The sequence below is a fragment of the Rickettsia fournieri genome, from assembly GCF_900243065.1.
GTDB classification, from domain to species: Bacteria; Pseudomonadota; Alphaproteobacteria; order Rickettsiales; family Rickettsiaceae; genus Rickettsia; species Rickettsia rickettsii.
On the sequence record NZ_LT978482.1, the window covers coordinates 155,597 to 179,950 of the forward strand.

The following is a 24,354-nucleotide window of genomic DNA, read 5'->3' on the forward strand; positions in this document are numbered from 1 at the left end:
GTTATTCAAGAGCAATTGCTGTCATTCCTACTAGGCCTTGTTGCGTGGAGACTGAAGGTCGTCATTGTGAGGAAATTACGTAAGTAATTGACGAAGCAATTTCAGGATGTTTGACAAGATTGCCACGTCGCTTCGTTCCTCACAATGATGATTTGGTATCCATGCAACAATGCTTTCGCGGGAATAACATAAAAAGCATTTACTGGTCTACACAACAATTCTTAAGAACTCTTATTATACCTAATTTCTTTAACTATATTTAGTAATTGTGGAAAATCTATTAACCCAGGTATTAATTCTGAATCGATTATATACGCAGGTACTCCTTGCATTCTAAGACTTCTAGCTATTTTCATATTTTGAGTAATTAAATCTTTAATCTCATTGCTATCGGCAATTTCTTCAATTTCCGTAGCATTTAAGCCATTCTCAGTTAATAATTCTTTTATAGATTCCTTAGAAACATCTCTTATTTTTATTAATTCATCATGAACAGCTTTGAATTTACTTGGATTAACCTTATAAACGGCTAAAACTATTCTTGCAAGATATTCGGAAGCATCTCCCAGGATAGGAAGCGGTCTTAATACAACTTTAACTTTTGGATCGTTTTGCAATAATTCATTTATAGAAACATCGCCTTTTTTACAATAAGAACAATTGTAATCATAAAAAGCAATTATTGTTACATCACCGTCTTTATTTCCTATAACAGGAAAGCTTGTGCTATCTTCAATACTTAACTTATTATCTTTTAGATAGTTATTAACTTTAGTCTCATTTTCCTGTACTTTACGTTTTTGCAACCCTTCTATTGATTCTATTATTATTTCCGGAGTTTTAAGCAAATAATCTTTGATTATTTCTTGTACTCTTTCCTCTTCACATTTTCTTGCATCTTCGCTTTGTTTAACCTCAACGGAAACCGGATTTGTAGAATAAGTTTTCATTGTTTTGAAAACAAATAAAACTCCTATTACAACTATAAATATAACCAATATTTTACCTATAATATGCTGCATAAATACCTTTTTTAAAAATTTTATATCTTCCTAAAGTCTAAGTAATTCTATATGTCATTCCCGCTTTCGCGGGAATGACATAAAACGAGCTATGTAACAAAGCCGGCTTGTCATCCGGTGTAGCAAAGTCCATTACTTCTGTCTTATTAATCTGCTCTGATCTCTTTTCCAGTCTTTTTCTTTAATTGACTCTCTTTTATCATGTAATTTCTTACCTTTAGCAATACCAAGTTCAACTTTCACTTTATTTTTTTTATTAAAATACATAGAAAGAGCTACTAGCGTATAGCCTTTTATTCTAATTCTACCGATAATTTTCTTTATCTCTTTAGTATGCAACAATAATTTACGCGGTCTACGAGTAACATGATTAAATCTATTCGCTTTTTCATATTCTGCAATATGACAGTTATACAAAAATACCTCATGTCCGGTATCTGCCGCATAACTTTCTTCTATAGAAGCTTTGCCTTGACGCAGAGACTGTACTTCACTACCCTTTAATACAATACCCGCTTCTAATCTTTCTTCAATAAAATGATTAAAAAGGGCTTTCTTATTTTGTGCAATAACTTTCTTATATTCGGTCATATTTTTATAGATAGTGATGTTATGATGTTTTCAATTTGTTTTTTGGCACTATCGCTTGCTTCAGTTAATGGGGGTCTAATTTCATTTTCACATAAACCTAAATAATGTGCAGCATATTTTATCGGAATCGGATTAGATTCTACAAATAATGCTGTATATAAAGGTAGTAATTTCTGATGGATTTCTAATGCTCCTTTAGTATCGTTCTTATTCCATTTTTCTAATAGCTCTTTACATATATTAGGAACAATATTAGAGGCTACAGAAGTCCACCCTACCCCACCTTGAGCGTTAAAAGCTAAGACTACTTCATCATTACCGGTTAAAATATTGAAATCCTTTTTAACTGTTGCTCTGATCCGCAATGGACGTTCTAAATCTACACCACAATCTTTTAATGCTAAAATACGCGGTAGCTTGCTAAGTCTCAATATTGTCTCATCAGAAAAATCTACTCCGCTTCTAGTTGGAGCTGAATATAACATAATAGGTAGATTACACGCTTCATGCAATGCTTCAAAATGCTTATAAATCCCGTGTTGGGTAGGTTTGACATAAGATGGTGGACTAGCCATAAAACCATCTACACCGATTTTTGTAGATTCCGCTGCAAGTGCTCTTGCATAAGTAGTATTATTTGATGAACACCCGCTTATTATAGGAATACACTTATTAACGATTTCTACGCTAGTTTGCAGTAATAATTTATATTCTTCAAAGCTTAAACTACTACTTTCTCCCGTTGAGCCTGCAATTAATACTGCATCGACTTCATGCTTTATTTGATGTTTTACAATTCTCTCTAAAGCATATAAGTCTAACTTATTATCTTTAAAAGGTGTTATAAGTGCGGTAATTAAACCTTTAAATATGTTATGCATGATTTTTTTGATTTTAATTGTTTAGCTTATTAAATCGTCATTGCGAGAAGAATTACGTAGTAATTCGACGAAGCAATCTCAGGAGTTTGTTATTATTTCATGAGATTGCCACGCAGTCTACGACTGCTCGCAATGACGACTCGGTATCCATACAAAGGCAATACCTCCTCGCAATGATGTTTCTTCTACTCCCTAACAACACGCCTATACTCTTCTTTCAAACGATCTGCAATTTTATGATCATCAAAAATAATCTTTTTATTGCCAAGATCTATAGAATCAATATTTTGTACCTCAATTGCCGTGCCTGTAACAAAACATCCGGTAAAATCCTCTATTTGCTCTAATTTTAAACGCTCTTCTTTTACTTCTAGACCTAAATCTTTTGCAATGTCAATAATAGTCTGTCTTGTTATACCGTTTAAAAACCTATCGGCAATTGGAGTATATAATATTTTATCTTTAACAAAGAAAATATTTGTTGTAGTGCATTCAGCAATATACCCTTCATAATCAAGTAATAATGCATCATCATAGCCAAGAGCCTTAGCTTCTTTTTTACTCGTTATTGCCATATTATATTGAGCTGCGGATTTAGATTGTACCGGGGTGCTATCAGGCATTGCTTTACGCCAGCGGCTTACATGCAAATTTATACCTTTCTCAAAAGACCTCGGCATAGATGGAATACCAGCAATCAAAAGATTAGTAGATAAATACTGATTAGTGATATTTAGCGACTCGTCTCCGCACCAAATAAGCGGTCTTATATATGCATCCTTAATATTATTTTGTTTTATTACAAGTTCATGAGCTTTTATTATCTCGTCTACATTATAAGGTGCTTTCAAACCTAATGCTTCTGCTGATTTTATTAATCTTGCCGTATGTTCTTTTAGTTTAAAAACTTTGCCGTTATAAGCTCTCTCACCCTCAAATACCGATCCTGAATAATGCAGGCTATGAGTCAAAACATGAATCCTTGCAAATTGATAAGGAACTAAATCACCGTTAATCCAAACATGCCAAACAATTTGCTCTAGTTTTATCATTGTCATTAACCTATATTTATATTAAAGTATTGTCAATCGTCATGAGCTATACGGCCGTAGTTCTTATGTCATTCCTGCGAAAGCGGGAATCCAGTAGTATTTAACGTCATCCCGCAACTTGATCGCAGGATCTCAGAACACAGCCTGCGACATAAGATCCCGTGGTCAAGCCACGGGATGACAATAGTGAAATACAATTTTTTTAAATTAAACGAGTATACATGCATACATACAAAGCACATATTTTAATCGTTGATGATGATAGCAGAATATTAGCACTTTTAAAGCAATTTTTAAATAAAAATGCGTTTTTAGTATCAACGGCAAGTTCAGTCATAGAAGCTAAAAATCTATTAAAAACTTCTAATTATGATTTAATTATTTTAGATGTTATGTTACCTGAAATAACAGGGCTTGATTTTGCTACTACTATAAGGGATGCCGGTAATAATATTCCTATAGTTATGCTTACTGCTTTATCGGAAGCCGATGACCGTGTTAAAGGACTTGAAGCCGGTGCCTCTGATTATATAACTAAACCTTTTGAACCGAGAGAATTATTACTTCGGATAAATAACTTAATCAATAATTATAATAACTTTAAAAAAGAAACGAATATAATTAAATTCGGCAATAATTTTTATAATTCCGATACAAAAGAATTTACCAAGAATAATCAAATTGTATCTCTTAGCTCTACTGAACAAAAATTACTTGAGATATTAATAAAAAATTCCGGTAAATCTACTAGTCGTTTTGAACTGTCAAAAATAATGGGAGGGCTTAGCATGCGTTCTATCGATGTACAAATTACAAGAATAAGAAGCAAAATAGAAGACAACCCAAAAGAGCCGAAATATTTAAAAACCGTGCGTAATGAGGGCTATGCACTTTATATCTAAATTATTACAGCATATTTCAAAGAGCTTCAGACAAGATGAATTTAAAAGCGAGCCTACACAGCGTATAAAAATACGTGAGCACAGACGAGTCTTGAAAAATTCGCTTGTATCAAGCTCTTTGAAATATGCTTTACCGAGAACATTATTTGTACGGTTTATGTTTATTATAATCATTCCGATTTTAATAGGACAAATCGTTGCTATATTTTTGTTTTACGATCGTCATTGGTATAATGTTTCATATTATACTAGTACTATTATTATCAATGAAATAGAATCATTGATTAAAGAACATAGAAATAATTCAAGAGAGATAACCCATTTATCGGAAAATTATCTTAATTTATCTTATCAGTTTCAGCTTAATAAAAAGTTATCTATAAAACAGCCTAAATTAGGTGAACCTTTAACTATATTCAAAAATATTTTAGCTACAAAAATCCATGAAAAAAATATAGTTAAACTAAATAAGGAAAATAAAATTGAAGTATTTTTAGAATTAAAAGATGGAGTATTATATATTACTTTTCCTGCAAAGTTACTACTTAATCCTACAGTATATATATTTGTTTTATGGATTATATCTTTAACTGTTATATTACTTTCTGTTTCTATTATTTTCTCCAAAAATCAAATTAAATCAATACTCACTCTTGCGGATAGCATGGATAAATTTGGTCGAGGTGTTTTAAAAGGAAAAAATTTCAAACCTTCAGGAGCCTTAGAAATAAGAAAAGCAGGGCTTGCTTTTTTAAAAATGAAAGCTCGTATTGAAAAACAAATTACTAAAAAAACCACTATGCTTGCTATGATTTCTCATGACCTTAGAACTCCTTTAACAAGAATGAAGCTACAACTTGAATTGATGGAAGAAAGCGAAGAAATAGAAGGGTTAAAACAAGATATATTAACTATGCAGCAAATGATAAATTCTTATTTAGATTTTGCTAAAGGTGAAAGTAAAGAAGAATTTGAAGACATTTTATTATTACCTTGGATGGAACGTTTTTTTAACAAATGGTCACATGTAAATATTGAATTTATAAAATCTACTAATTTAGATAAACTAGAAGTATGCATTAAGCCGAATTCTTTTGAAAGAGCCTTGTCTAATTTAATCGGTAACGCTATAAAATATGGAACTAAAATTAAGATATCCTCAAAAGATAATTCATCTACCGTAGCTATAATTATTGAGGATAACGGTCCCGGTATAGATGATACGGAAACACACCTTGTATTTAAACCGTTTTATAGATCGGATAAAGCAAGACAGCTTGATAATGCAAGTAACGTAGGACTTGGGCTTACTATTACTAAAGAAATAATAAACGATCATAAAGGCTCTATTTATTTAGAAGATAGCAAGGATTTAGGCGGGCTATCGGTAAGAATCGAAATACCTAAAATATGACTACCGATGTCATTCCCGTGTAGATACCAAATCGTCATTACAAGGATAGGCAAAGCCGAGGGCGTGACAATCTCAGAAATTTTATATTGTTTCATGAGATTGCCACACTCCTTGCAGTCGCTCGCAATGACGGAAAAATCGATCCATGCAGCAACATCTAAAATATAAAATAATGACTAACATAAAACATTTAGCAATAATAATGGACGGTAATGCTCGTTGGGCAGATCAGCATAACTTAACAAAATCTGAAGGGCATAAAGCAGGAGCCGATAAAATTCGTGAATTACTGCCTGAGTTTATTAACCTTAACATACCTTATATAACTTTATATACTTTCTCTTCAGAAAATTGGCAACGCTCAAGCACGGAAGTAGATTTCTTAATAAAATTATTAAGTATTTATTTAAAAACCGAATTAAATAATTTACATAAAAACGGCGTTAAAATAAAAGTAATAGGTAGGCTTAATTTATTAAGTAGCTCATTGCAAAAACAAATAAATAATGCTATAGCATTAACAAAAAATAATAATAAAATAACGCTTTGTATAGCTTTTAGTTATGGAAGTCGTCAAGAAATAGTTGATGCCTGCACAAAAATTATTACAAGCGGTAAAAAAGCAGTAAGTGACAGCGATATACAACACGCTTTATATGATCCTGAAATGCCGGATGTAGATTTATTAATAAGACCGGGCGGGGTTTATCGCATCAGTAATTTCTTGCTTTGGCAAGCAGCTTATGCTGAATTATATTTCTCACCCAAATATTGGCCTGATTTTAATAAATATGATATACAAGAAGCTATAAATGATTACTCAAAAAGAAAAAGAACATTTGGCAAAAGATAAACAAAAATCAAACATATATTTAAGAATCCTGTCCGGTATAGTTTTAGTTCCGTTATTTGTCGTAGCTATATTATGGTGTAAGCCTTTATTCTATATTCTAATGATATTAGTAGGTACGGGAATGTTAAGTGAATGGTATAATATGACCTACTCTTCTATTCCTGATCTATTAATCGGGCTAATTATTATTCCGATTCCTATAAGCCTATTAATATTTTTAAGTATGGAAGATACCAATAGATGGCTTATTATGCTTTATTTTTGCATAATGTGGTCGGTAGATACTTTCGCTATGATTGGCGGCAAAACTTTTAAAGGAGCAAAACTTGCTCCGAAACTTAGTCCTAAAAAAACCTGGAGCGGTTTAGTGACGGGAGTATTATCAGCAGGTTTAGTTGCGGTATTAGTTAGTTTTATACCAAACTTTCATATTGAAAATTACTATTTTTCAAATAAAATTTATTTGTTTATAATTAGTTGCATATTAGCATTAATAGCTCAATTAAGTGATTTATTTATTTCATATTTTAAGCGAAAATTTAATATTAAAGATAGCGGTCATATAATACCCGGTCATGGAGGAGTGCTAGACAGATTTGATAGTATTATTTTAACCGCTCTGATATTATTTCTTATGAAGATATATTTATGATAATACATTTAAATAATCATTCTAAAAAAATAATTTTAAATATCTTTTTAGCTTTACTGCTTGGATATTTTGTTTTTCATTGCATATATGGTAACAAAGGGATTATTGCATATTTAAAAGTAAATAGGCAGCTTGAAAAAGCTTATGATGAACTAAAAGGCTTACGAGCAGAAAGAGTAGAACTTGAGCATAACGTCAAATTACTTCGAACGGAATCTCTAAATAAAGATATGTTAGAAGAACAAGCAAAGAAAGTTTTAGGAGTAGCTGCTCCAAATGAGCAGGTGTTTAATCACCAATAACAAAACTTTGTTGTCATCCCGCGACTTGATCGCGGGATCCAGTCTTTTTTAATTTTTTTTGGATACCGTGGTCAAGCCACGGTATGACACAGAACGCGTTTTTCGATCCGCACAACAACATTATTGATTAAAAGGAATTAAAAATCATTTATGACTATAAAAATTTATCAAAACGACCTACCTAATAATTTTGAACTTGAAGGAGATCTAGCTATAGATACCGAGACAATGGGACTAAATCTACATAGAGATAAACTATGTTTGCTACAATTTAGTAATGGCAATGGTGAAGCTCATCTTGTTCATTTTACAAATCAAGATTATACAGCTCCTAATGTAAAAGCATTATTACTAGATAAAACTAGATGCAAGATATTTCATTTTGCTAGATTTGATCTAGCATCCATAAAAAAATATTTAAATATAGATTTAGAAAATATCTTTTGTACTAAAATATCTTCAAAACTAGTTAGAACTTATACCGATAGTCATGGGCTTAAGGATTTGTGCCGAGAATTGCTTAATATAAATATTTCAAAACAACAACAATCTTCCTATTGGGGTGCGGATAATTTATCTTCAGAACAAAAAGAATATGCAGCAAAAGATGTGCTTTATTTGCATCAGTTAAAAGATATTTTACAAAAAATGCTACTTAAAGAAAATAGGTATGAACTTGCCCAAGATATTTTCCGTTTTTTACCGATAAGAGCTAATTTAGACCTTATCGGTTGGAATGAAATCGATATTTTCATGCATTAATTTATTAATACCATTTATTGACTTCAGGTATAAAATCAGGCGCACTATTTAATAGTCTATCTGTAATAAATTTTAATTAATAATTGAAGATTTTTGCAGAAATAGCAGTTCCTATTCCAAAAAAATCTTATAATTTACAGCAAAAAAAAATTAAATTACCGGTTAAAATTTATTACAGACAGTCTATTAGTAGCTAATTGATTTTTTTAAATTACTGAGCCTACAATAGACTTATTGCATAATGTAGCTAATAAGGAAGGATTTGAAGAAAACACGGAAACACTTGCCACCGCAGCATACATAAAAATACGTGAGGATGTGAGTACCGGATTGACATACAAATTTACCCTTAGACGCAAGTTATACAAAAAGTTTAATTAATTAGTAACTAAAAAGGGATCTTTATGACTAATAGAAAAAAATAGACGTGCTAGATTCAGAGTCAGATTTAAATCTAAGTCTAGATAGTATAGCAAACCTCTGTTATACTAGGATTATAACTTGTGAAACAGAAGCAGACACTTTAAGTATTGATGGCGGTGTTTTTGCCGCATTTTGGTAGGCAGCCTAATTATATAATAGATAAAGTATTAATGCTAATAAACAATATTTACTATTACCTTAGAGAAGAGGCATTATGAAACTTCATCTTATCAGAGTTATAAGGGTGCTTCAAAAGGTACTTACCATAATAATTGCAGTAATTTTATAAATGAGACGAAGCAGCATTATGACGCTTCATTAGATAAACATAAGGAGGTCGTTTTAGGTCATACTACTACTTTTTTTGGGTTAGTATGGTGGTAATACAATAAAAGTATGCTAGGTGTCATACTGCAGCTTGACCACGGTATTTAAAAACAACTTAAAGTACTCATAATTTTAGCATTTTAAACTAGATCCCGCGATCAAGTCGCGGGATGACAGATTCAAAAAATAATATACTTCTGATAAATGAAAAGTAGATAGACGCAGTTTAATTTGGAAAGAGCAAGGAGTCTGTAAGCCGAGGAGCGGAGCGTATACTTAATACGTGAGCATCCGAAGACTTACCAAAACGACGTAGCCAATTTTCCAAATTAAACTAGTATATTCACAATTTTACGAGGAACGAGGATAATCTTCTTCGGCTCTTTCCCTTCTAAGAACTTTTGTACCTTTGGCAGACTGACGGTAACTTGCTTTATTTCATCTTCACTTACGGACGTTTTAAACTCATAGGTGTCACGGAGTTTGCCGTTAACCTGCACTGCCATAATATATGTATCTAACTCTAGCATTGATTCATCAAATGCAGGAAAAGACAAATTATATAATCGCTCTTTATTGCCAAGCTTCTGCCAAATTTCTTCCGTAATATGCGGGATAAAAGGATTTAGTAGCTGTACTAAAACATTAAAGCCATGCCTTACGGTTTTAACATCAATTTTATCTTTGGATATTTCAGCAGATATAACATTAGAAAGCTCGCGCATACGTGCTATTGCTCTGTTTAGGGCAAAATGCTTTATATCTTCGGCGACGTGCTTTATTGTAAAATGTACTAACCTATTAAGCTCTTTATTAATCTCGCTATTCACATCATCTTTTAAAGAATCTATTGCCTTAAACATATACTCAAGCTTATTAATAAAACGTGAGCAGCCTTCAATACCGCTTGCCGACCATTCTAGATCTTTCTCAGGCGGACTATCGGACAGTACAAAAAGCCTAATAGCATCTGCCCCATATTGCTCTTGCATTGTCTCAAGATCGATGAGATTCTTTTTAGACTTACTCATCTTTTCAATGCGTCCCTGCACTACTCTATTATTGCTTTCTTTATGAAAAAATTCATTACCCTTTTTCACTACTTCTTCAGGATATAACCAATTATTATGTTCATCTTTGTAAGTGGCATGCAGCACCATACCTTGAGTAAATAGCCCTTTAAAAGGCTCTCGAACGCTTACGTAATTCTGTTCGTTCATTACTTTTGTGAAAAATCTTGCATATAATAAATGCATTACCGCATGTTCAATGCCGCCTATATATTTATCGACCGGTAGCCAGTAATCACAAGCTTTTTTATCAGTCATCTCTGTAGCATTGCTATTGCAATATCTCGTAAAATACCAAGATGATTCAAAAAATGTATCAAAAGTATCGGTTTCACGCACAGCCGGCTTATCGCATTTCGGACAATTAACATGTTTCCAACTAGGATGATGATCAAGCGGATTACCGTGACCATCAAAATTTACATCATCAGGTAAAGTAACGGGTAAGTCTTTGTAAGGTACGGACACTATGCCACAAGTTTCGCAGTGAATCATAGGAATAGGACATCCCCAAAAGCGCTGCCTTGAAATCCCCCAATCTTTTAGACGATAATTTACGCTGCGTTTACCTATGCCTAGTTTCTCAAATTCTCCGATGACTTCTTGTTTTGCTTCGTTACTAGTTAAGCCGTTTAGAAAATCCGAATTAATTAAAATTCCATCTTCCGTATAAGCGGTCTTTTGTACATCCATATCTGCTTTAATTACTTGTTTAATAGATAAATTCATTTTAACAGCTAATTCATGGTCACGTTCGTCATGAGCAGGGCAACCAAATATTGCACCAGTGCCATAATCCATTAGCACAAAATTAGTAATAATAACCGGTAAAACTATATTTGAATCGAAAGGATGAGTAACAAAAAGACCGGTAAATACACCTTCCTTTTCAGCCTTTTCTAGTTCGCTACTTCTTGTAATATGCGAGCATTTAGTTATAAAAGCGAGTATTTCAGGTGTTTTAGAAACTAACCGCTCTATTATTGGATGATTAAAGGCAATTCCTATAAAGCTAGCACCAAAAATGGTTTCAGGTTTGGTTGAGAATACTTCTATAGTAGTCTCTTCATTATCCTTAATTTTGAAATGAAAATTAGCACCTATCGATTTACCTATCCATTTCTCTTGCATAGACCGAACAGCTTCAGGCCACTCTTTTAAATTCTGAATTTCGTTTAATAATTCTTCAGCATAATCGGTGATTTTTAAGAACCATTGTTTTAAATAACGTTTTGCAACTATTGCACCTGAACGCCAACCACGCCCGTCTACAACTTGTTCATTCGCAAGCACGGTATTATCAACCGGATCCCAATTAACAAATGATTCTTTTTGATAAGCAAGATTTCGTTCATAAAGCTCTAAAAAGAATTTCTGCTCATATTTATAATACTCAGGATCACAACTATTTATCTCTCTAGACCAATCATAAGAAAAGCCCATAGATTTTAGCTGCTTTTTCATATTCTCGATATTAGAATATGTCCATTTTTTTGGGTGAGAATTATTTTTTATTGCGGCATTTTCGGCAGGTAGCCCGAAAGCATCCCAGCCCATCGGATGAAGCACATTAAAACCTTGCATAGTCATAAACCTTGCAATAACATCACCTATAGAATAGTTGCGTACGTGACCTACATGGATTTTACCGGAAGGATAAGGCAGCATTTCAAGTACGTAATATTTTGGCTTGCTACTCGCGTTTGATACCTCAAAAGCTTTTTCTTCTTGCCAAATGTACTGCCATTTTTGTTCTATTTGGTTCATATTTTTTTAATTTATATACTGCATTGTCATTGCGAGCAGTCGTAGACTGCACGGCAATCTCATCAAATATCCTGAGATTGCTTCGTCAATTACCCCGTAATTTCCTCGCAATGACGGCAATACTGTTATTACCTCACACTATTAATATATATATCTCTAGCTTTTCTTAAAATTTTATCTTCAAGCGTGATAGCAAGATTTGAGGTGTTTTCATTAAGTACCCATTGTTTATTTTTAAGCATTTCTTCAAATACTTTCACTTCGATTGAATCAGGGCTGATTACATCGTCTTTAATAAATATATTTATTTTAAATCGAAAATTAGGATTAGAACGTGGGCTATACCATTCCGTAATAATCACGCCGCCGTTTGAGTCGGCTGATGCAAGAGGCGCGACACTTATAGTCTCTAATGCTGCTTGCCAGAGATATTTATTAACTGAACCTCCTACAGCTTTAGTAGATTCATTCTTAACCCTACCCGGTCTAAAAACTAATCCTTCTTCACCTGCTATAGAACCTACTTCGTCCCATTTCTGCTCTCGTTCTGTTTTTGGATAATCACCCGCTAAGATACTAGTACTTATTGCACTAAGTATAATTACAAAAAATAATCCGATAATTTTCTTCATAACCAATATTTAATTAGTGTGCTTGAGGTAAATAATAGAGAAGCTTTAGCTATTAGTCAAAAAATATTTCTTCCCACCGTTCTTTGGCATTGTTATATGGCTCAAAAAACCCACTCGATGTCATGCCCGCCTACGCGGGAATGACATAGGGCAGATTTAATTATTTCTCAGAAATAAATTCAAAACGTGGAATATTTTTGCCGTGTAATAAAACCTTTTCGTTAAACATTTCAAGCGGCCTTACCCAAAAGCTGGAAATTATCATATAACTCTTGCAAAGTTTATGTTTTACAGTATCTATAACTTAATATAATTTTTCTTTGTAATGCTTATATATTCCGGTTCTCATAAAACTTACACCTTAACAGGCATGACGACAAAAGTATCTTTAGGATTCTCAGGAAATTTAATAAGTACCGGTGCTGAAACATCTGAAAAATATAGTTCTACTAAATCCGATTTCACTGCTTTTAAGACATCTTCCAAATATTGCGGGTTAAAGCCTATAGCTAAAGACTCATCACTATTATATTCATAAAAACTTTCCTTATCTTGTGAAGAATTAATAACCTCTTTTGCGTTACCTCTTGCTTCACCGACGGCACTAATCTCTAAGGTTTCACGAGATAACGATAATTTTACTGCTCTAAATTTTTCAACGGTTATTATCGCTATCCTTTCTATACTATCTGCAAACATTTTTCGATTAATTACTAATTTTGAGCTGCTGCTTTCCGGAATAAAAGTACTATAATCAGGGAAAGTACCGTCTATAAGCTTTGATAGCATAATAGTATTTTCATTACATATAAATTTAATCTTATTGCTATTTAATAAAATTTCTATATCTTCATTTATATTTTTAGGATCTTTAACGATTTTTAAAATTTCCTCTGCACTTTTTTGCGGTAATATAACTCCAAAATTCTTTATTTGTTTTTCTAATGTTACCCATGAAATCGAAAGTCTATGCCCATCGGTACTTGCCGAACAAAACTCTTTGTCTTTTATGTGTAAATAAACACCATTTAAATTATAACGAGTTTCATCTAAAGAAATCGAAAATTTTGTCGATTCGATTATTTTAGCAAAATCCGTGCAGGAAATTTTAAAACTTGCTTCAGGATTAATACTATCCATTGCAGGAAAAGAACTAACCGGCAAAGTAAATAAATTAAATTTACAATTTTTTCCTTTGATCTCAAGTCCCGTTGTACCGAGATCTGTTAATGTAAGCTCGGAATCCGGAAGTTTTCGGACTATATCATTTAGAGTTTTCGTAGAAACGGTACATTCACCTTCACTTACTACCTGTACTGCTATTTTTTGACTTAAGTACAAATCCATATTAGTAGAACTAAGCTCTAGATTGCCGTCTTTTGCCGATAATTTAATGTTTGCATATTCAGGTATTACATTACGTTTTTCAACAACGGAACTTGCGAACCCTAGGGACTGAACTAACGTTTTTGTTTCAACTATTAATTTTAACATATTGTTATTCTCTTAATGTTCCTTGAAATTTTTGTGAGATGGCAGCAACTAAATCTTTACTGAACGAATTTAAATCAGTATCAGATAACGTCCGATCATCTGCTTGTAGCTCTATTTTAACCGCTATAGATTTTTTACCTTCAGGTAATTTATCACCGCTATAAATATCAAATAATATAACTGATTTGACAAGCTTTTTATTAAAATTATTTATATATGATATTATTTCACCGACTCTATGATCTTGATCAACAATAAATGCGTAATCTCTAAAATTAGCTTGGAAATCCGATACTGCAAATTCGTCTCTTTTACCAAATTTAGCTTTTATCAACGGCAAATTCGTAATATTTAGCTCGAATGCAAATATTTCCTGATTAATATCGTAATATTTCAATATTTTAGGGTGTATCTGCCCAAAATGACCTAATAAATTTTTACCAAGCCCTATATTTACTGCTCTAGTTGGATGATAATATTGTGGCAATGCTGTCCCATTTGTTGCTATACATTTATCTATAGATAGTCCTGCATAATCAGCTACCAACTCTAAATCGCCTTTAAGATCAAAAACATCATAGCCTCGTCCAAGCGAATGAGGATTTTTATTATTATATGAACCGCTTATAATTGCCGTCAAATAAGTTGCTTCCGTATTTAAATCTATAAAACTTGGTCCAACTTCAAAAAAAGCCATATCTTTTATAGAGCGTGCTAGATTTTTACTTACTATACTTAACAAATTCGGCAGTATAGTAGGACGCATATAATTGTCTCCTATACTAATAGGATTAAGCAAAAATAACTCTTCTTTTAATTCAGCAAACAACTTTGCATCTTCACTACTCATAAAAGAGTTAGTTACTACCTCATCATAGCCTTTGCTTGCTAATATCCTTTTAAAACTAGATATTCTTTTATGCGCTCTTAGCTTATTATTATCTTGATCTAGTTCGGGTAATTTTATACTCTCTATTTTATCATAGCCGTAAATACGAGCGATTTCTTCAGCTATATCTTCTAAAATAGTTATATCGTGACGCCAAGAAGGAGCTATTACCTTTATAATCTTACCTTTAACATCCGTAATAAATCCTAGTTTATTTAATATGGCTTCTATCGCTTTGATATTTAGTTTAATTCCTGTAATTTTTTCTAAATAACATGCTGAAAAATCTAAAGGTTTTTTTTGTGACTCTTTTTCACCGACTTTCACTACTTCCGATACTTCACCGTTTCCGCATATTGACAAAATAAGATTAGTTGCTATATCCAAAGCCTTTTCCGTAAAATTTCTATCGATATTACGCTCATTACGATATCTAGCATCCGTATCAATTTGGAATCTTCGCCCGCTAGCTGCAACCATTTTAGCATTAAAACAAGCAGCCTCGAGTATTATATTAGTCGTACTATCAGTACAACTACTATCAGCCTCGCCAATGATACCAGCCAGACCTTGAATACCGCTTTCATCTTTTATAACTAAATCATTTTCTGTAAGTAAATATTCTTTGCCGTTTAGGGCGTGGCATTTAGCTACGTCATTGCGAGGCTGCAAAGCAGCCGTGGCAATCTCATTTTGTTGTCCTGAGATTGCTTCGTCGCTACGCTTCTCGCAATGACGTGCTACAGTAATTCCCCCTTTTATCCTATCTGCATCGTAAGCATGCATCGGCTGCCCAAAGCTATAGGAAATATAATTTGTTACATCCACTAAGCTTGAAATAGTTTTTACCCCAACATTTTTTAATAATTTCCGTAACCAATCAGGGCTTGGTTTATTTTTTAAATTTCTTATCTCTCTAAAAGTAAATAACGGACAGGCTTCTTTATCTTGCACTTTAAGCTTCATTTTAGAAATAAATGTACTCTTTATTGCCGAAATTTCTAGCTCTTTAAGTATTCCTATTCCTTTAGCTGCTAAATCTCTTGCGATGCCGTAAACTCCAAGTGCATCACCACGATTAGGAGTAACGTTAATAACAAATATAGGATCATCTAAACCGTAATATTTAGTAAAATTCTCTCCAACTACGGCATCTTCAGATAGCTCTATAATCCCTTCAGACTCTGAAGCTAGCAGTAATTCCTCTTCAGAGCAAAGCATACCACAGCTTTTTTCGCCTCTAATAACAGATTCCTTAATCTTAAATTTGCCGTTTGGTATTTCTATTCCGATATTTGCAAGTACTACTTTTATACCTGCTCTTGCATTACGCGCACCACAAACTATTTGCAGCATACCGCTTTTAGTCTCAACATCACAAAGCTTTAATTTATCAGCTGACGGGTGAGGTTTAATATTTGTAATATATGCTACTTCAAACTTTTGTAATTCCGCCGCTTTATCTATCACCTCTTCCACTTCAAGGCCAATAGCTGTTAGGGCTTCGGCAATTTCAGTAACTGAAGCCGATGTCTCTAAAAATTGTTTTAACCATGATAACGTAAATTTCATTTCGTAAGCCCTCCTGCTAAATTCGGTATATCAAAGCTCCCAAAATTATAATGTTTAAGCCAACGCATATCTCCTTCAAAAAATTGTCTTAAATCTTTGATATTATATTTTAACATTGCAAAACGCTCTACTCCCAGCCCAAAAGCAAAACCTTGATACTCGCTGCTATCGATACCAACATTTTTAAGCACGTTTGGATGAACCATCCCGCAACCGAGGACCTCAAGCCATTTATCGTTTTTATTTATCCGAATATCAACTTCGGCAGAAGGTTCGGTAAATGGAAAAAAGCTGGGTCTAAAACGTAATTCAATATTAGAATTTTCAAAAAAGCTTTTTATAAATGCCGTGATAACATATTTTAAATGTCCCATATTGATATTTTTATCCATAACAAGCCCTTCTATTTGGTGGAACATTGGCGTATGCGTCATATCTGAATCCGATCTATAAGTCCTACCCGGTGCTATAAACCTAAAAGGCGGTTTGCCGTTTTTCATAGCTCTAATCTGCACTGTTGAGGTATGAGTACGTAATAACAGCGGCTTATTATTTTCCTGACTTTTCAAATAAAAAGTATCATGCATTTGCCTTGCGGGATGATCATCTTCAAAATTGAGAGCGGTAAAATTATGAAAATCATTCTCGATATTCGGTCCGTTTTCTATAGTAAAACCAAACTGCGAAAATACTTGTATTAACTCCTCACTACATTGTGTTATTGGATGAATAGAACCTTGTTTATATCTCCGTGCAGGGATTGTTAAATCAATTTTATCGGCAGCAAGTTTAAAATTTAGTTCCTGCTCCTCTAAAATTTCTTCTTTTGCTTTTATTATATTCTGTATTTTATCTTTTAATTTATTGATTTTTAAGCCAAATTCTTTACGTTCCTGTTCATTTAAACTACCTAATTTTTTAAGCTCACCGGTCACTATACCGTTCTTGCCTAAAAATTCTACTTTATATTCTTGCAGAGCTTTTAAGTTTTGTACTAATAAGATTTTGTCCTCAGCAAGCCTTAATATTGTTTCTATATGTTCCATGATTGTTTTTTTGTTTTTGATTTTTTATTGTACGGTAGAACGTCATTGCGAGCGGGCATTGTTGCGTGGACCTATTTATCCGTCATTGCAAGGAAATTGCATAGCAATTGATGAAGCAATCCAGTTAAAAATTCTGATTTACAGAATTTTTTTAATTATTTTCTGGATTGCCGCGTCACCTACGGATCCTCGCAATGACGACCTTCAGTATCTACACAACAATACCTCCTTGCAATGACGTTAAACCAACATACACTTCATATAATTCTCTTCTATCCCCACCAACTTCGCTTTAAATATCTGCCCTATTTCTAAAGGTTTATCTAGCTTTACCGGAATAAAATTTTCGGTATGGGCAATATTATTATTCTCTACTAATAACTCCACTTTCTGTCCTATATGTTTTTTAAAGAATTCGGTCAACTGGTTTTGCCCTTCTTGCCTTAAAATTTCTGCCCTTTCTTTTCTTATATTTTTAGGTACTTGTGGCATACGTGCTGCAGGCGTTCCTTCTCTTTCCGAATAAGGAAAAACATGTAAATATTGTAATTCCGCTTCTGAAATTAATTTTCTTGTATTTTCAAACATTTCAGGGGTTTCAGTCGGAAAACCAGCTATAATATCCGCACCAAAAGATACTTCCGGTCTTATTGCCCGCAGCTTCCGACAAAACTCTATTACGTTTGCTCTATTATGACGTCTTTTCATACGTTTTAATATCATATCGTCGCCTGCTTGCAAGCTAATATGAAAATGCGGCATTATCCTTTCACTATAAGCTATAAGCTCAAAAAGTTCATCATCTATTTCTGCAACATCTATTGAAGATAATCTAAGCCTCTTTAATTCAGGGACTAAATTCAACACTCGTTTAATCATTTGTGCGAATGTTGGACTTCCTGGCAAATCACTACCGTAAGCCGTGACATCGACACCGGTAAAAACTACTTCTTTAAAGCCGTTTAATACCAAATGCTTTACCTGCTCTGCTATAGCTCCTATTGCTACTGATCTACTTTTTCCTCTACCATAAGGGATAATACAGAAAGTACAAAAATGATCACAACCGTTTTGTACCTGAATAAAAGCACGAGACTTACCGTCAAAGCTACTTACTAAATGACTTGCCGTCTCTTTCACCGACATTATATCGTTAACTGTTATTTTTGCATCGGTAATTTGGTAGTAATTAGGTAATAACTTCTCTTCATTACCTATAACTTTGTCAACTTCCGGCATATTACCGTACATTTGCGGACTTGTTTGAGCACTACAGCCGGTAACAATAATTTTTAAATCAGGATTATTTTTTTTAGCCTTGCGTATAGCTTGTCTTGCTTGTTTCTCAGCTGCTTTAGTTACCGCACAAGTATTGAATATTGCTACATTATCGATACCCGACAATTCCAAGTTTTTTCGTATTATCTCACTTTCGTAAATATTAAGTCTACAGCCAAATGTTACTACGTCTTGTCTTAAATTATTGCTCACAATAATACTCCCCACGTGCTACAAGCGTAGCTGCACCTTGCATTATTATATTACCGTTTTCTTCTTTCATAGTAAGGTTACCGTGCTTAAAGACTATAGTACTTGGTGAATGGATAAAACCGCGCTTTAAACCGGCAGCAAAACTACCGCAAGCTCCACTTCCGCAAGCAAGCGTTAACCCTACCCCCCGCTCCCAAACGGATAAATAGATTTTATTATCTTTTACTTCAGCAAAATTAACGTTTACCCCATCTGCGAATAATTCCTTAGCCTGCAATTGTTCACCGACAATTTTTTGATCTTGAGGTTCTAACTTACTAAAAATAACTACATGCGGATTACCTATATCAACGCAAATAGTTTCCTTTAAATCAATCATATAACGCTCTGCAAATTCCCAAACTTTATCACGACTTGGCATCCAAGCTTCATTAAAACTAACGCTTCCTACATTAACGCTAATATTATTTTCATCATTGACATTACATAGCAATTTTTTATTGCCTACCATTACGGTAATATCTTGCTTTCCCGTATCAAGATAAATTAACTTGGCTAAACATCTTGTAGCATTACCGCATAATTTAGCACTAGAGCCGTCTATGTTATATATAATCATTTCATAAAAATCATTATGCTCTTCATAAATAATGAACTGATCGCAACCGATACCTGTATGACGCTCAGCCATATTTTTTGCTAACTGCGATAAATCATATGAACTTGATAAATCTCGTTTGTTAACAATAACAAAATCATTACCGAGACCATGCATTTTTACAAAATTAATTTTACTAATCATAATGTTTTACATATTAGGAAATTGTATTATAGCAAATTTCTTGGAATTTGCTATAATGAAGTGATGATATATAAAAATATAGACTATTATGCTAATTTCACGTTTCTTAGACCCTAAAAATAACTATGCATTTTTAAAAATTTTCGGTACAGAAAAAAATAAGGATATACTTATTCATTTTCTAAATAACATTTTAGATTATACGGGAAAAGAAGTAATTACCGCAGTTACTTTTTTAAAAACAATCTAAGATCCCGATATCGCTACTTATAGATAATCTATAGTTGATGTATTATGTAGAGATAAATACGGTACTCAATTTATTGTAGAGATGCAGGTCAGCAAACATCCAGGTTTTGAAAAACGAGCTCAGCTTTATACAGCAAAGGCCTATTCAAGATAAATAATAAAAGAAGATGAAGATCATAAAAAAAATGGCAGTATATGCAAAACTTCGAGGAGTAATATTCTTAGCTATTGCCGATTTTATTTTATTGCCCGATAAAAAAGATTGGAGATCAGATCATAGATTACTTGATACTAAAACTTATGAGAACGACCTACAAGATTTTTATTTTATCTTTTTAGAGCTTGAGAAATTTAATAAAGAATTAGATCAATTAGAGAACCTTCAAGAAAAATGGGCATATTTCTTTAAACATGCACATGAAAGCACTCTAGACGAAATGGAGAATTTGATAGGTCATGATTTTATTATTAAAAAAGCTTTTTATGCTTTGGATCAAGCTAGTTGGTCTGAAAAAGAGTTAAATACTTATGAAAAAATGATAAAAACCGACATGGATAATCTAGCCGTAGAAGAGCAGAAAATTATGGATGCTGAAGCTAAAGGGGAAGCAAGACAAAAAATTTCTATAGTTAAAAAAATGTTAGCAAAAAATAAACCTTTAGATAAAATTATAGATTTTACCGGTTTAACAGAAAAAGAAATCGAGCAATTAAAGTAATGAAGATCCTTAATATTATGCTAAGTCGTGACCTTGGTGGCATTCAACAAGCATTTTTAGATTATAGCACTGCTTTAGAGATGCAAAAAATTGAGGTTATAAATATCACTTCTTACAAGGCAAAAATAAATTCCTTTCTACACAAACAAAGCTTAAAACTACCTAATATAGTACCGTTTGCTTTACTCTCGGTACTTATTCTTAAGTATATAATTCATAAGACTAAGCCCGATATAATTATAGCACACGGTAATAGAGCAATAAATTTTAGTAAATTTGCTAAATCACAAAATATAAAATTAATCGGTATCGCTCATAATTATAGTTTAAAAGGACTACGTAAATGTGATTTTGTTATTGCCTTGACTCATCATATGAAAGAATTTTTACTAAAAAATAACTTTGCCGAATCTAGGATATGCATCCTACCGAATATGATAAATATTGCTAAAGACTTTATTCCAAATAAAACATATAGAAAACCTGTCGTAATTGGTGTACTAGCAAGATTTGTAGCTAAGAAAGGTGTTGATGTTTTTATTAAAGCTATCAAAATTTTAAAAGAAAAAAAATATGATCTTCATGCAATTATAGGTGGAAGCGGCGAGGAAAAAGATAATTTAATTGCTTTAGCACATAAACTTAATTTACAAGATCAAATATCATTTACGGGATGGGTTAACGATAGAGATAAATTCTTTAAACAAATAGATATTTTTTGCTTACCGTCTCTTCATGAACCGTTTGGAATTATAGTGCTTGAAGCAATGGAGGCAAGCATGCCTATCGTTAGTACAGATACTGAAGGGCCTGCAGCAATCTTAAACGACATGCAAGATGGGCTTATTTGTAAAGCCGGCTCTGCTGAAGATTTAGCAGCAAAAATTGTCTATCTAATAGAGAACCCTATAAAAGCAAAAGAATTTTCTAAAAACGCCTACCTTACTCTCCAACAAAATTATGACGTTAAAGTTGTTTCTGAAAAGTTACAGCATATTTTAGAAAGCTTCAGATAAGATGAATTTAAGGGTGAGCCTACACAGCTTATAAAAATACGTGAACACAAGCGAATCCTGTAAAATTCACTTATATCAAGCTTTCTAAAATATGCTGTAGCAACATTATTACGTAATTATAAAAATATTTAGTTGAAAAAATAATAGTCTATATTGACATAACGGTTTAAAGATTCATAATTAATATTAAGTAATATGAATTTATTTTAATGAACCTAATCTATGAACTTCGTATGCCGATTTTTCATTTACTTAAAATATATTCTAGTTTTATCGATTTCATCATTTCTTCTATGTGGTTGTAATGCAAAACACGATAATATTCCCCCTAAACTCTCATTACCTACTACTTGGAATAATTATTCTCTAGAACAAAATAATAATGCATCCTCCAAGTGGTGACTGCAATTTAACGATCCGGTGTTAAATAACCTAATCGAAGAATCTTTAACCGGTAACTCCGATATTGAGCTGGCAATGAGTAATGTGCTAGCAGCACAAGCACAGCTTACCCTTATTAATTCTTATAGATTTCCACAAATCAATTTACAAGGCGGAACAAATCGAACAAAAAACAGTAAAGAAACAAAAGCACCGAATGAACCGAAATTCTCTAATAATTTTGGGCTAGCAAGCGTGCTTAATTACGAGCTGGATTTATGGAGGCAGCCGCCAACGCTAGCGAATCGGCTAAAAAAACTTTCCTTGCAAGTGAGTATAGCAAGGCAGCGGTACGTTTATCAGTTATAAGTAACGTCACTATAAGTTACTTTAATCTTTTAGCATTAGACAAACAAATCTATCTCACTGAAAAGCTAATTGAGGCTCAAACGGAAATTTATAAATTAAATCAGAAATTATATAATCTTGGCGTAGGTGATTTAATATCGGTTAGTGAAGCTGCTTCCGAGTTTGCACTTACTAAGTGATCATTGCCGCCTTTAACACAACAAAGACATGAGCAGGAAACCGCTTTAAAAATTTTAGTAGGTAGAATTCCTAAAAATATAGTAAACGGCTTAATTTATAGTGATAAACCAATAGATTACTTCCCTGCTCTACCGGTATTACCTAAAATATTACCATCAGAGCTTTTAGAGCAAAGACCGGATATTAAAGCAGCAGAGCAGAATTTACTAGCAGCAGATGTAAACTTAAAAACAATAAAAGCTACTTATTTTCCACAAATTTCTTTAACATGCTTATTAGGATTCGGTAGCAATAAACTTAATACTCTGTTTACTAACTCAACTGAGACTTGGCAGGTAGGCGGCAACATAGCAGGACCTATTTTTGATTTTGGCAAATAACAATGCTTAAAACAATAATGCGGAATTTGATATTGATAACATTACTAGTACTAATAGTAATATTAGTGGTTTGGGTAATAAAACATCATCATAAAAGCAGTAAACAAATCACTATAGCAGCTCCGGTTGAGGTAACACAAGTTATCAGAAAAGACGTACCTGATGTGATAGCACTTGCAGGAGTAGCTGAAACTTACCAAAGTGCCGATATTCAATCTCAAGTTACGGGCCAAATATTAAGTGTAAATTTTGATGACGGACAAGAAGTAAAAACAGGTGATTTATTATATGAAATCGATTCTCGTCCGTTTCAAAATCAATTACAGCAAGCACAAGCAAATTTACTAAGTGATACTTATAACCTTGAAGATGCTATAAAAGAAGAGGTAAGATATCGTGCTTTATACGAGGAAAAAGCCGTTTCGGAGGAGCAGTATTTACAAATGCTAACTAATATGAATATGCTTAGGGCCACCGTGGAACGCGATAAAGCAATTATTGCAGACGCTAATTTACAAATCGAGTATTCAAAAATAGTAGCTCCTTTTGATGGTAAACTTAGTGAGAGTAATGTGGATATAGGTGATTTAGTATCGCCGGATTTTGTGCGTCTAGTAACTATCAATACTAGCTCGCCTATTTATGTCAGCTTCTCCGTACCTGAAAAATATCTCGATCGTATTAATAAATCTCAAAAATCTAATGATTTCCGTAAGCGACCAAGAAATTAAAGACGGTGAGATCGTTTTTGTCGATAATTCGATTGATCCAAATAGCAGCACTATCAAAGTTAAAGCAACACTACCTAACCAAAACGAAATATTATGGCCGGGACAGTGTGTTCGTGTATCCCTAACGATTTACATCGAACAAGCGGCTTTAATAGTTCCATCTAAAGCCATGCAAACTAAAGATCAAGGTCCTTTTATATATAGGGACTGTTGCGAGATGAGAGGATAGCAGGTATAATTAAAAAAAACAAAAAATATGTTCATATGTCTGAGTATCAAATGATAATGGTAAGTTTAGATGAGTTAATAAGTGTGGATCATCAATATCGTAAATTCAAAAGTTTATTCAATTTTAAAGCAGTTGAAGCTGAGTTATTAGCAGTAG

At 33.0% G+C, this 24,354-nt stretch carries 25 protein-coding genes and 2 pseudogenes; 15 read left to right on the forward strand and 12 right to left on the reverse strand.

Annotated features, from left to right (window positions below):
• Positions 1 to 221 precede the first annotated feature (221 nt).
• The 4 genes from C4Q30_RS00890 to C4Q30_RS00905 all read right to left on the reverse strand — a co-directional run bounded on the left by C4Q30_RS00890 (position 222) and on the right by C4Q30_RS00905 (position 3,552).
• Positions 222 to 1,022, reverse strand: coding sequence for a DsbA family protein (locus C4Q30_RS00890; RefSeq protein WP_103896924.1), 801 nt, complete (start codon positions 1,020 to 1,022; stop codon positions 222 to 224).
• A 132-nt stretch (positions 1,023 to 1,154) separates the two neighbouring features.
• Positions 1,155 to 1,613 carry an SsrA-binding protein SmpB gene (smpB, locus tag C4Q30_RS00895; RefSeq protein ID WP_103896925.1) on the reverse strand — a complete coding sequence of 153 codons (459 nt, stop codon included), beginning with the start codon at positions 1,611 to 1,613 and terminating at the stop codon, positions 1,155 to 1,157.
• Positions 1,610 to 2,494, reverse strand: coding sequence for a 4-hydroxy-tetrahydrodipicolinate synthase (dapA, locus tag C4Q30_RS00900; RefSeq protein ID WP_004995750.1), 885 nt, complete (start codon positions 2,492 to 2,494; stop codon positions 1,610 to 1,612). Before dapA ends, smpB begins: the two co-directional genes overlap by 4 nt.
• A gap of 185 nt (positions 2,495 to 2,679) precedes the next feature.
• The gene (locus tag C4Q30_RS00905) at positions 2,680 to 3,552 is read right to left on the reverse strand and encodes a branched-chain amino acid transaminase (RefSeq protein WP_103896926.1); all 873 of its coding nucleotides are present in this window, start codon (positions 3,550 to 3,552) and stop codon (positions 2,680 to 2,682) included.
• Between the two features lie 215 nt (positions 3,553 to 3,767).
• Between C4Q30_RS00905 and C4Q30_RS00910 the strand changes: the two genes are divergently transcribed.
• The 8 genes and pseudogenes from C4Q30_RS00910 to C4Q30_RS09340 all read left to right on the forward strand — a co-directional run.
• Complete coding sequence (locus C4Q30_RS00910; protein WP_012150784.1) at positions 3,768 to 4,448, forward strand: response regulator transcription factor; 681 nt, start codon at positions 3,768 to 3,770, stop codon at positions 4,446 to 4,448.
• Complete coding sequence (locus tag C4Q30_RS00915; protein WP_209445176.1) at positions 4,432 to 5,862, forward strand: palindromic element RPE3 domain-containing protein; 1,431 nt, start codon at positions 4,432 to 4,434, stop codon at positions 5,860 to 5,862. The genes C4Q30_RS00910 and C4Q30_RS00915 overlap by 17 nt, the downstream gene beginning before the upstream one ends.
• Before the next feature lie 145 nt (positions 5,863 to 6,007).
• Positions 6,008 to 6,715: a polyprenyl diphosphate synthase gene (gene uppS / locus C4Q30_RS00920; protein ID WP_173018740.1), complete on the forward strand. Its 708-nt coding sequence runs from the start codon at positions 6,008 to 6,010 to the stop codon at positions 6,713 to 6,715.
• A complete protein-coding gene (locus C4Q30_RS00925; protein WP_103896928.1) occupies positions 6,675 to 7,367 on the forward strand; it encodes a phosphatidate cytidylyltransferase in 693 nt (230 codons plus the stop codon). Before uppS ends, C4Q30_RS00925 begins: the two co-directional genes overlap by 41 nt.
• Positions 7,364 to 7,669 (forward strand): FtsB family cell division protein, encoded by a 306-nt coding sequence (locus tag C4Q30_RS00930; protein ID WP_012150781.1) that lies wholly within the window; start codon positions 7,364 to 7,366, stop codon positions 7,667 to 7,669. The genes C4Q30_RS00925 and C4Q30_RS00930 overlap by 4 nt, the downstream gene beginning before the upstream one ends.
• 150 nt (positions 7,670 to 7,819) lie before the next feature.
• Positions 7,820 to 8,431 carry a ribonuclease D gene (locus tag C4Q30_RS00940; protein ID WP_014014281.1) on the forward strand — a complete coding sequence of 204 codons (612 nt, stop codon included), beginning with the start codon at positions 7,820 to 7,822 and terminating at the stop codon, positions 8,429 to 8,431.
• Positions 8,432 to 8,858: 427 nt separating this feature from the next.
• The gene (locus C4Q30_RS10145; RefSeq protein ID WP_261792627.1) at positions 8,859 to 8,993 is read left to right on the forward strand and encodes a hypothetical protein; all 135 of its coding nucleotides are present in this window, start codon (positions 8,859 to 8,861) and stop codon (positions 8,991 to 8,993) included.
• Between the two features lie 424 nt (positions 8,994 to 9,417).
• Positions 9,418 to 9,514, forward strand: a pseudogene (locus C4Q30_RS09340) (palindromic element RPE5 domain-containing protein); the annotation flags it as partial.
• On the opposite strand, the gene leuS reads toward C4Q30_RS09340, so the two are convergent.
• From leuS to dapF, 8 genes are all read right to left on the reverse strand, one after another.
• On the reverse strand, positions 9,511 to 12,018 hold the full coding sequence (leuS, locus tag C4Q30_RS00950) for a leucine--tRNA ligase (RefSeq protein WP_103896930.1): 2,508 nt from the start codon (positions 12,016 to 12,018) through the stop codon (positions 9,511 to 9,513). The pseudogene C4Q30_RS09340 and the gene leuS overlap by 4 nt on opposite strands.
• A 128-nt stretch (positions 12,019 to 12,146) precedes the next feature.
• On the reverse strand, positions 12,147 to 12,650 hold the full coding sequence (locus tag C4Q30_RS00955) for a DUF3576 domain-containing protein (protein ID WP_014014278.1): 504 nt from the start codon (positions 12,648 to 12,650) through the stop codon (positions 12,147 to 12,149).
• A gap of 160 nt (positions 12,651 to 12,810) precedes the next feature.
• Positions 12,811 to 12,915, reverse strand: coding sequence for a DUF1653 domain-containing protein (locus C4Q30_RS10625; protein WP_014410669.1), 105 nt, complete (start codon positions 12,913 to 12,915; stop codon positions 12,811 to 12,813).
• Positions 12,916 to 13,004: 89 nt separating this feature from the next.
• Positions 13,005 to 14,144, reverse strand: a complete 1,140-nt coding sequence (gene dnaN, locus C4Q30_RS00965; protein WP_103896931.1) for a DNA polymerase III subunit beta — start codon at positions 14,142 to 14,144, stop codon at positions 13,005 to 13,007.
• Between the two features lie 4 nt (positions 14,145 to 14,148).
• On the reverse strand, positions 14,149 to 16,605 hold the full coding sequence (gene pheT / locus C4Q30_RS00970; RefSeq protein WP_103896932.1) for a phenylalanine--tRNA ligase subunit beta: 2,457 nt from the start codon (positions 16,603 to 16,605) through the stop codon (positions 14,149 to 14,151).
• Complete coding sequence (pheS, locus tag C4Q30_RS00975) at positions 16,602 to 17,651, reverse strand: phenylalanine--tRNA ligase subunit alpha (protein WP_103896933.1); 1,050 nt, start codon at positions 17,649 to 17,651, stop codon at positions 16,602 to 16,604. The genes pheT and pheS overlap by 4 nt, the downstream gene beginning before the upstream one ends.
• A gap of 240 nt (positions 17,652 to 17,891) precedes the next feature.
• Positions 17,892 to 19,157, reverse strand: a complete 1,266-nt coding sequence (gene mtaB, locus C4Q30_RS00980; RefSeq protein WP_103896934.1) for a tRNA (N(6)-L-threonylcarbamoyladenosine(37)-C(2))-methylthiotransferase MtaB — start codon at positions 19,155 to 19,157, stop codon at positions 17,892 to 17,894.
• Positions 19,132 to 19,944, reverse strand: coding sequence for a diaminopimelate epimerase (gene dapF / locus C4Q30_RS00985; protein WP_014120763.1), 813 nt, complete (start codon positions 19,942 to 19,944; stop codon positions 19,132 to 19,134). Before dapF ends, mtaB begins: the two co-directional genes overlap by 26 nt.
• Positions 19,945 to 20,032: 88 nt before the next feature.
• Here dapF and C4Q30_RS10760 point away from each other — a divergent pair.
• The 7 genes and pseudogenes from C4Q30_RS10760 (at position 20,033) to C4Q30_RS08950 (ending at position 24,198) form a co-directional block, all read left to right on the forward strand.
• A pseudogene (locus tag C4Q30_RS10760) lies at positions 20,033 to 20,912 on the forward strand (Rpn family recombination-promoting nuclease/putative transposase).
• Positions 20,912 to 21,928, forward strand: a complete 1,017-nt coding sequence (locus C4Q30_RS01005) for a glycosyltransferase family 4 protein (RefSeq protein WP_103896936.1) — start codon at positions 20,912 to 20,914, stop codon at positions 21,926 to 21,928. The pseudogene C4Q30_RS10760 and the gene C4Q30_RS01005 overlap by 1 nt, the downstream one beginning before the upstream one ends.
• A 477-nt stretch (positions 21,929 to 22,405) precedes the next feature.
• Positions 22,406 to 22,678: a hypothetical protein gene (locus C4Q30_RS10365; protein WP_342447527.1), complete on the forward strand. Its 273-nt coding sequence runs from the start codon at positions 22,406 to 22,408 to the stop codon at positions 22,676 to 22,678.
• The gene (locus C4Q30_RS10370; protein WP_103896938.1) at positions 22,588 to 22,857 is read left to right on the forward strand and encodes a TolC family protein; all 270 of its coding nucleotides are present in this window, start codon (positions 22,588 to 22,590) and stop codon (positions 22,855 to 22,857) included. Before C4Q30_RS10365 ends, C4Q30_RS10370 begins: the two co-directional genes overlap by 91 nt.
• A gap of 3 nt (positions 22,858 to 22,860) precedes the next feature.
• Positions 22,861 to 23,238 carry a TolC family protein gene (locus tag C4Q30_RS01025; RefSeq protein ID WP_103896939.1) on the forward strand — a complete coding sequence of 126 codons (378 nt, stop codon included), beginning with the start codon at positions 22,861 to 22,863 and terminating at the stop codon, positions 23,236 to 23,238.
• A gap of 2 nt (positions 23,239 to 23,240) precedes the next feature.
• On the forward strand, positions 23,241 to 23,969 hold the full coding sequence (locus C4Q30_RS01030) for an efflux RND transporter periplasmic adaptor subunit (RefSeq protein ID WP_245207394.1): 729 nt from the start codon (positions 23,241 to 23,243) through the stop codon (positions 23,967 to 23,969).
• Entirely contained in the window at positions 23,941 to 24,198 is a 258-nt protein-coding gene (locus C4Q30_RS08950; protein ID WP_209445178.1) for an efflux RND transporter periplasmic adaptor subunit, read from the forward strand. Before C4Q30_RS01030 ends, C4Q30_RS08950 begins: the two co-directional genes overlap by 29 nt.
• Positions 24,199 to 24,354: the final 156 nt, after the last annotated feature.

Excerpts from the sequence above, each read along its gene's own strand:
- pheS (WP_103896933.1), bottom strand. The coding sequence starts at position 17,651 with ATGGAACATATAGAAACAATATTAAGGCTTGCTGAGGACAAAATCTTA.
- leuS (WP_103896930.1), bottom strand. The coding sequence starts at position 12,018 with ATGAACCAAATAGAACAAAAATGGCAGTACATTTGGCAAGAAGAAAAA.
- C4Q30_RS00905 (WP_103896926.1), bottom strand. The coding sequence starts at position 3,552 with ATGACAATGATAAAACTAGAGCAAATTGTTTGGCATGTTTGGATTAAC.
- uppS (WP_173018740.1), top strand. The coding sequence starts at position 6,008 with ATGCAGCAACATCTAAAATATAAAATAATGACTAACATAAAACATTTA.
- pheT (WP_103896932.1), bottom strand. The coding sequence starts at position 16,605 with ATGAAATTTACGTTATCATGGTTAAAACAATTTTTAGAGACATCGGCT.
- C4Q30_RS00890 (WP_103896924.1), bottom strand. The coding sequence starts at position 1,022 with ATGCAGCATATTATAGGTAAAATATTGGTTATATTTATAGTTGTAATA.
- dapA (WP_004995750.1), bottom strand. The coding sequence starts at position 2,494 with ATGCATAACATATTTAAAGGTTTAATTACCGCACTTATAACACCTTTT.
- C4Q30_RS00915 (WP_209445176.1), top strand. The coding sequence starts at position 4,432 with ATGCACTTTATATCTAAATTATTACAGCATATTTCAAAGAGCTTCAGA.
- dnaN (WP_103896931.1), bottom strand. The coding sequence starts at position 14,144 with ATGTTAAAATTAATAGTTGAAACAAAAACGTTAGTTCAGTCCCTAGGG.
- C4Q30_RS01030 (WP_245207394.1), top strand. The coding sequence starts at position 23,241 with ATGCTTAAAACAATAATGCGGAATTTGATATTGATAACATTACTAGTA.
- C4Q30_RS00910 (WP_012150784.1), top strand. The coding sequence starts at position 3,768 with ATGCATACATACAAAGCACATATTTTAATCGTTGATGATGATAGCAGA.
- dapF (WP_014120763.1), bottom strand. The coding sequence starts at position 19,944 with ATGATTAGTAAAATTAATTTTGTAAAAATGCATGGTCTCGGTAATGAT.
- C4Q30_RS00940 (WP_014014281.1), top strand. The coding sequence starts at position 7,820 with ATGACTATAAAAATTTATCAAAACGACCTACCTAATAATTTTGAACTT.
- C4Q30_RS00930 (WP_012150781.1), top strand. The coding sequence starts at position 7,364 with ATGATAATACATTTAAATAATCATTCTAAAAAAATAATTTTAAATATC.
- C4Q30_RS08950 (WP_209445178.1), top strand. The coding sequence starts at position 23,941 with ATGATTTCCGTAAGCGACCAAGAAATTAAAGACGGTGAGATCGTTTTT.
- C4Q30_RS10370 (WP_103896938.1), top strand. The coding sequence starts at position 22,588 with ATGGAGGCAGCCGCCAACGCTAGCGAATCGGCTAAAAAAACTTTCCTT.
- C4Q30_RS00955 (WP_014014278.1), bottom strand. The coding sequence starts at position 12,650 with ATGAAGAAAATTATCGGATTATTTTTTGTAATTATACTTAGTGCAATA.
- C4Q30_RS10365 (WP_342447527.1), top strand. The coding sequence starts at position 22,406 with ATGAGTAATGTGCTAGCAGCACAAGCACAGCTTACCCTTATTAATTCT.
- C4Q30_RS00925 (WP_103896928.1), top strand. The coding sequence starts at position 6,675 with ATGATTACTCAAAAAGAAAAAGAACATTTGGCAAAAGATAAACAAAAA.
- C4Q30_RS01005 (WP_103896936.1), top strand. The coding sequence starts at position 20,912 with ATGAAGATCCTTAATATTATGCTAAGTCGTGACCTTGGTGGCATTCAA.
- smpB (WP_103896925.1), bottom strand. The coding sequence starts at position 1,613 with ATGACCGAATATAAGAAAGTTATTGCACAAAATAAGAAAGCCCTTTTT.
- C4Q30_RS10625 (WP_014410669.1), bottom strand. The coding sequence starts at position 12,915 with ATGATAATTTCCAGCTTTTGGGTAAGGCCGCTTGAAATGTTTAACGAA.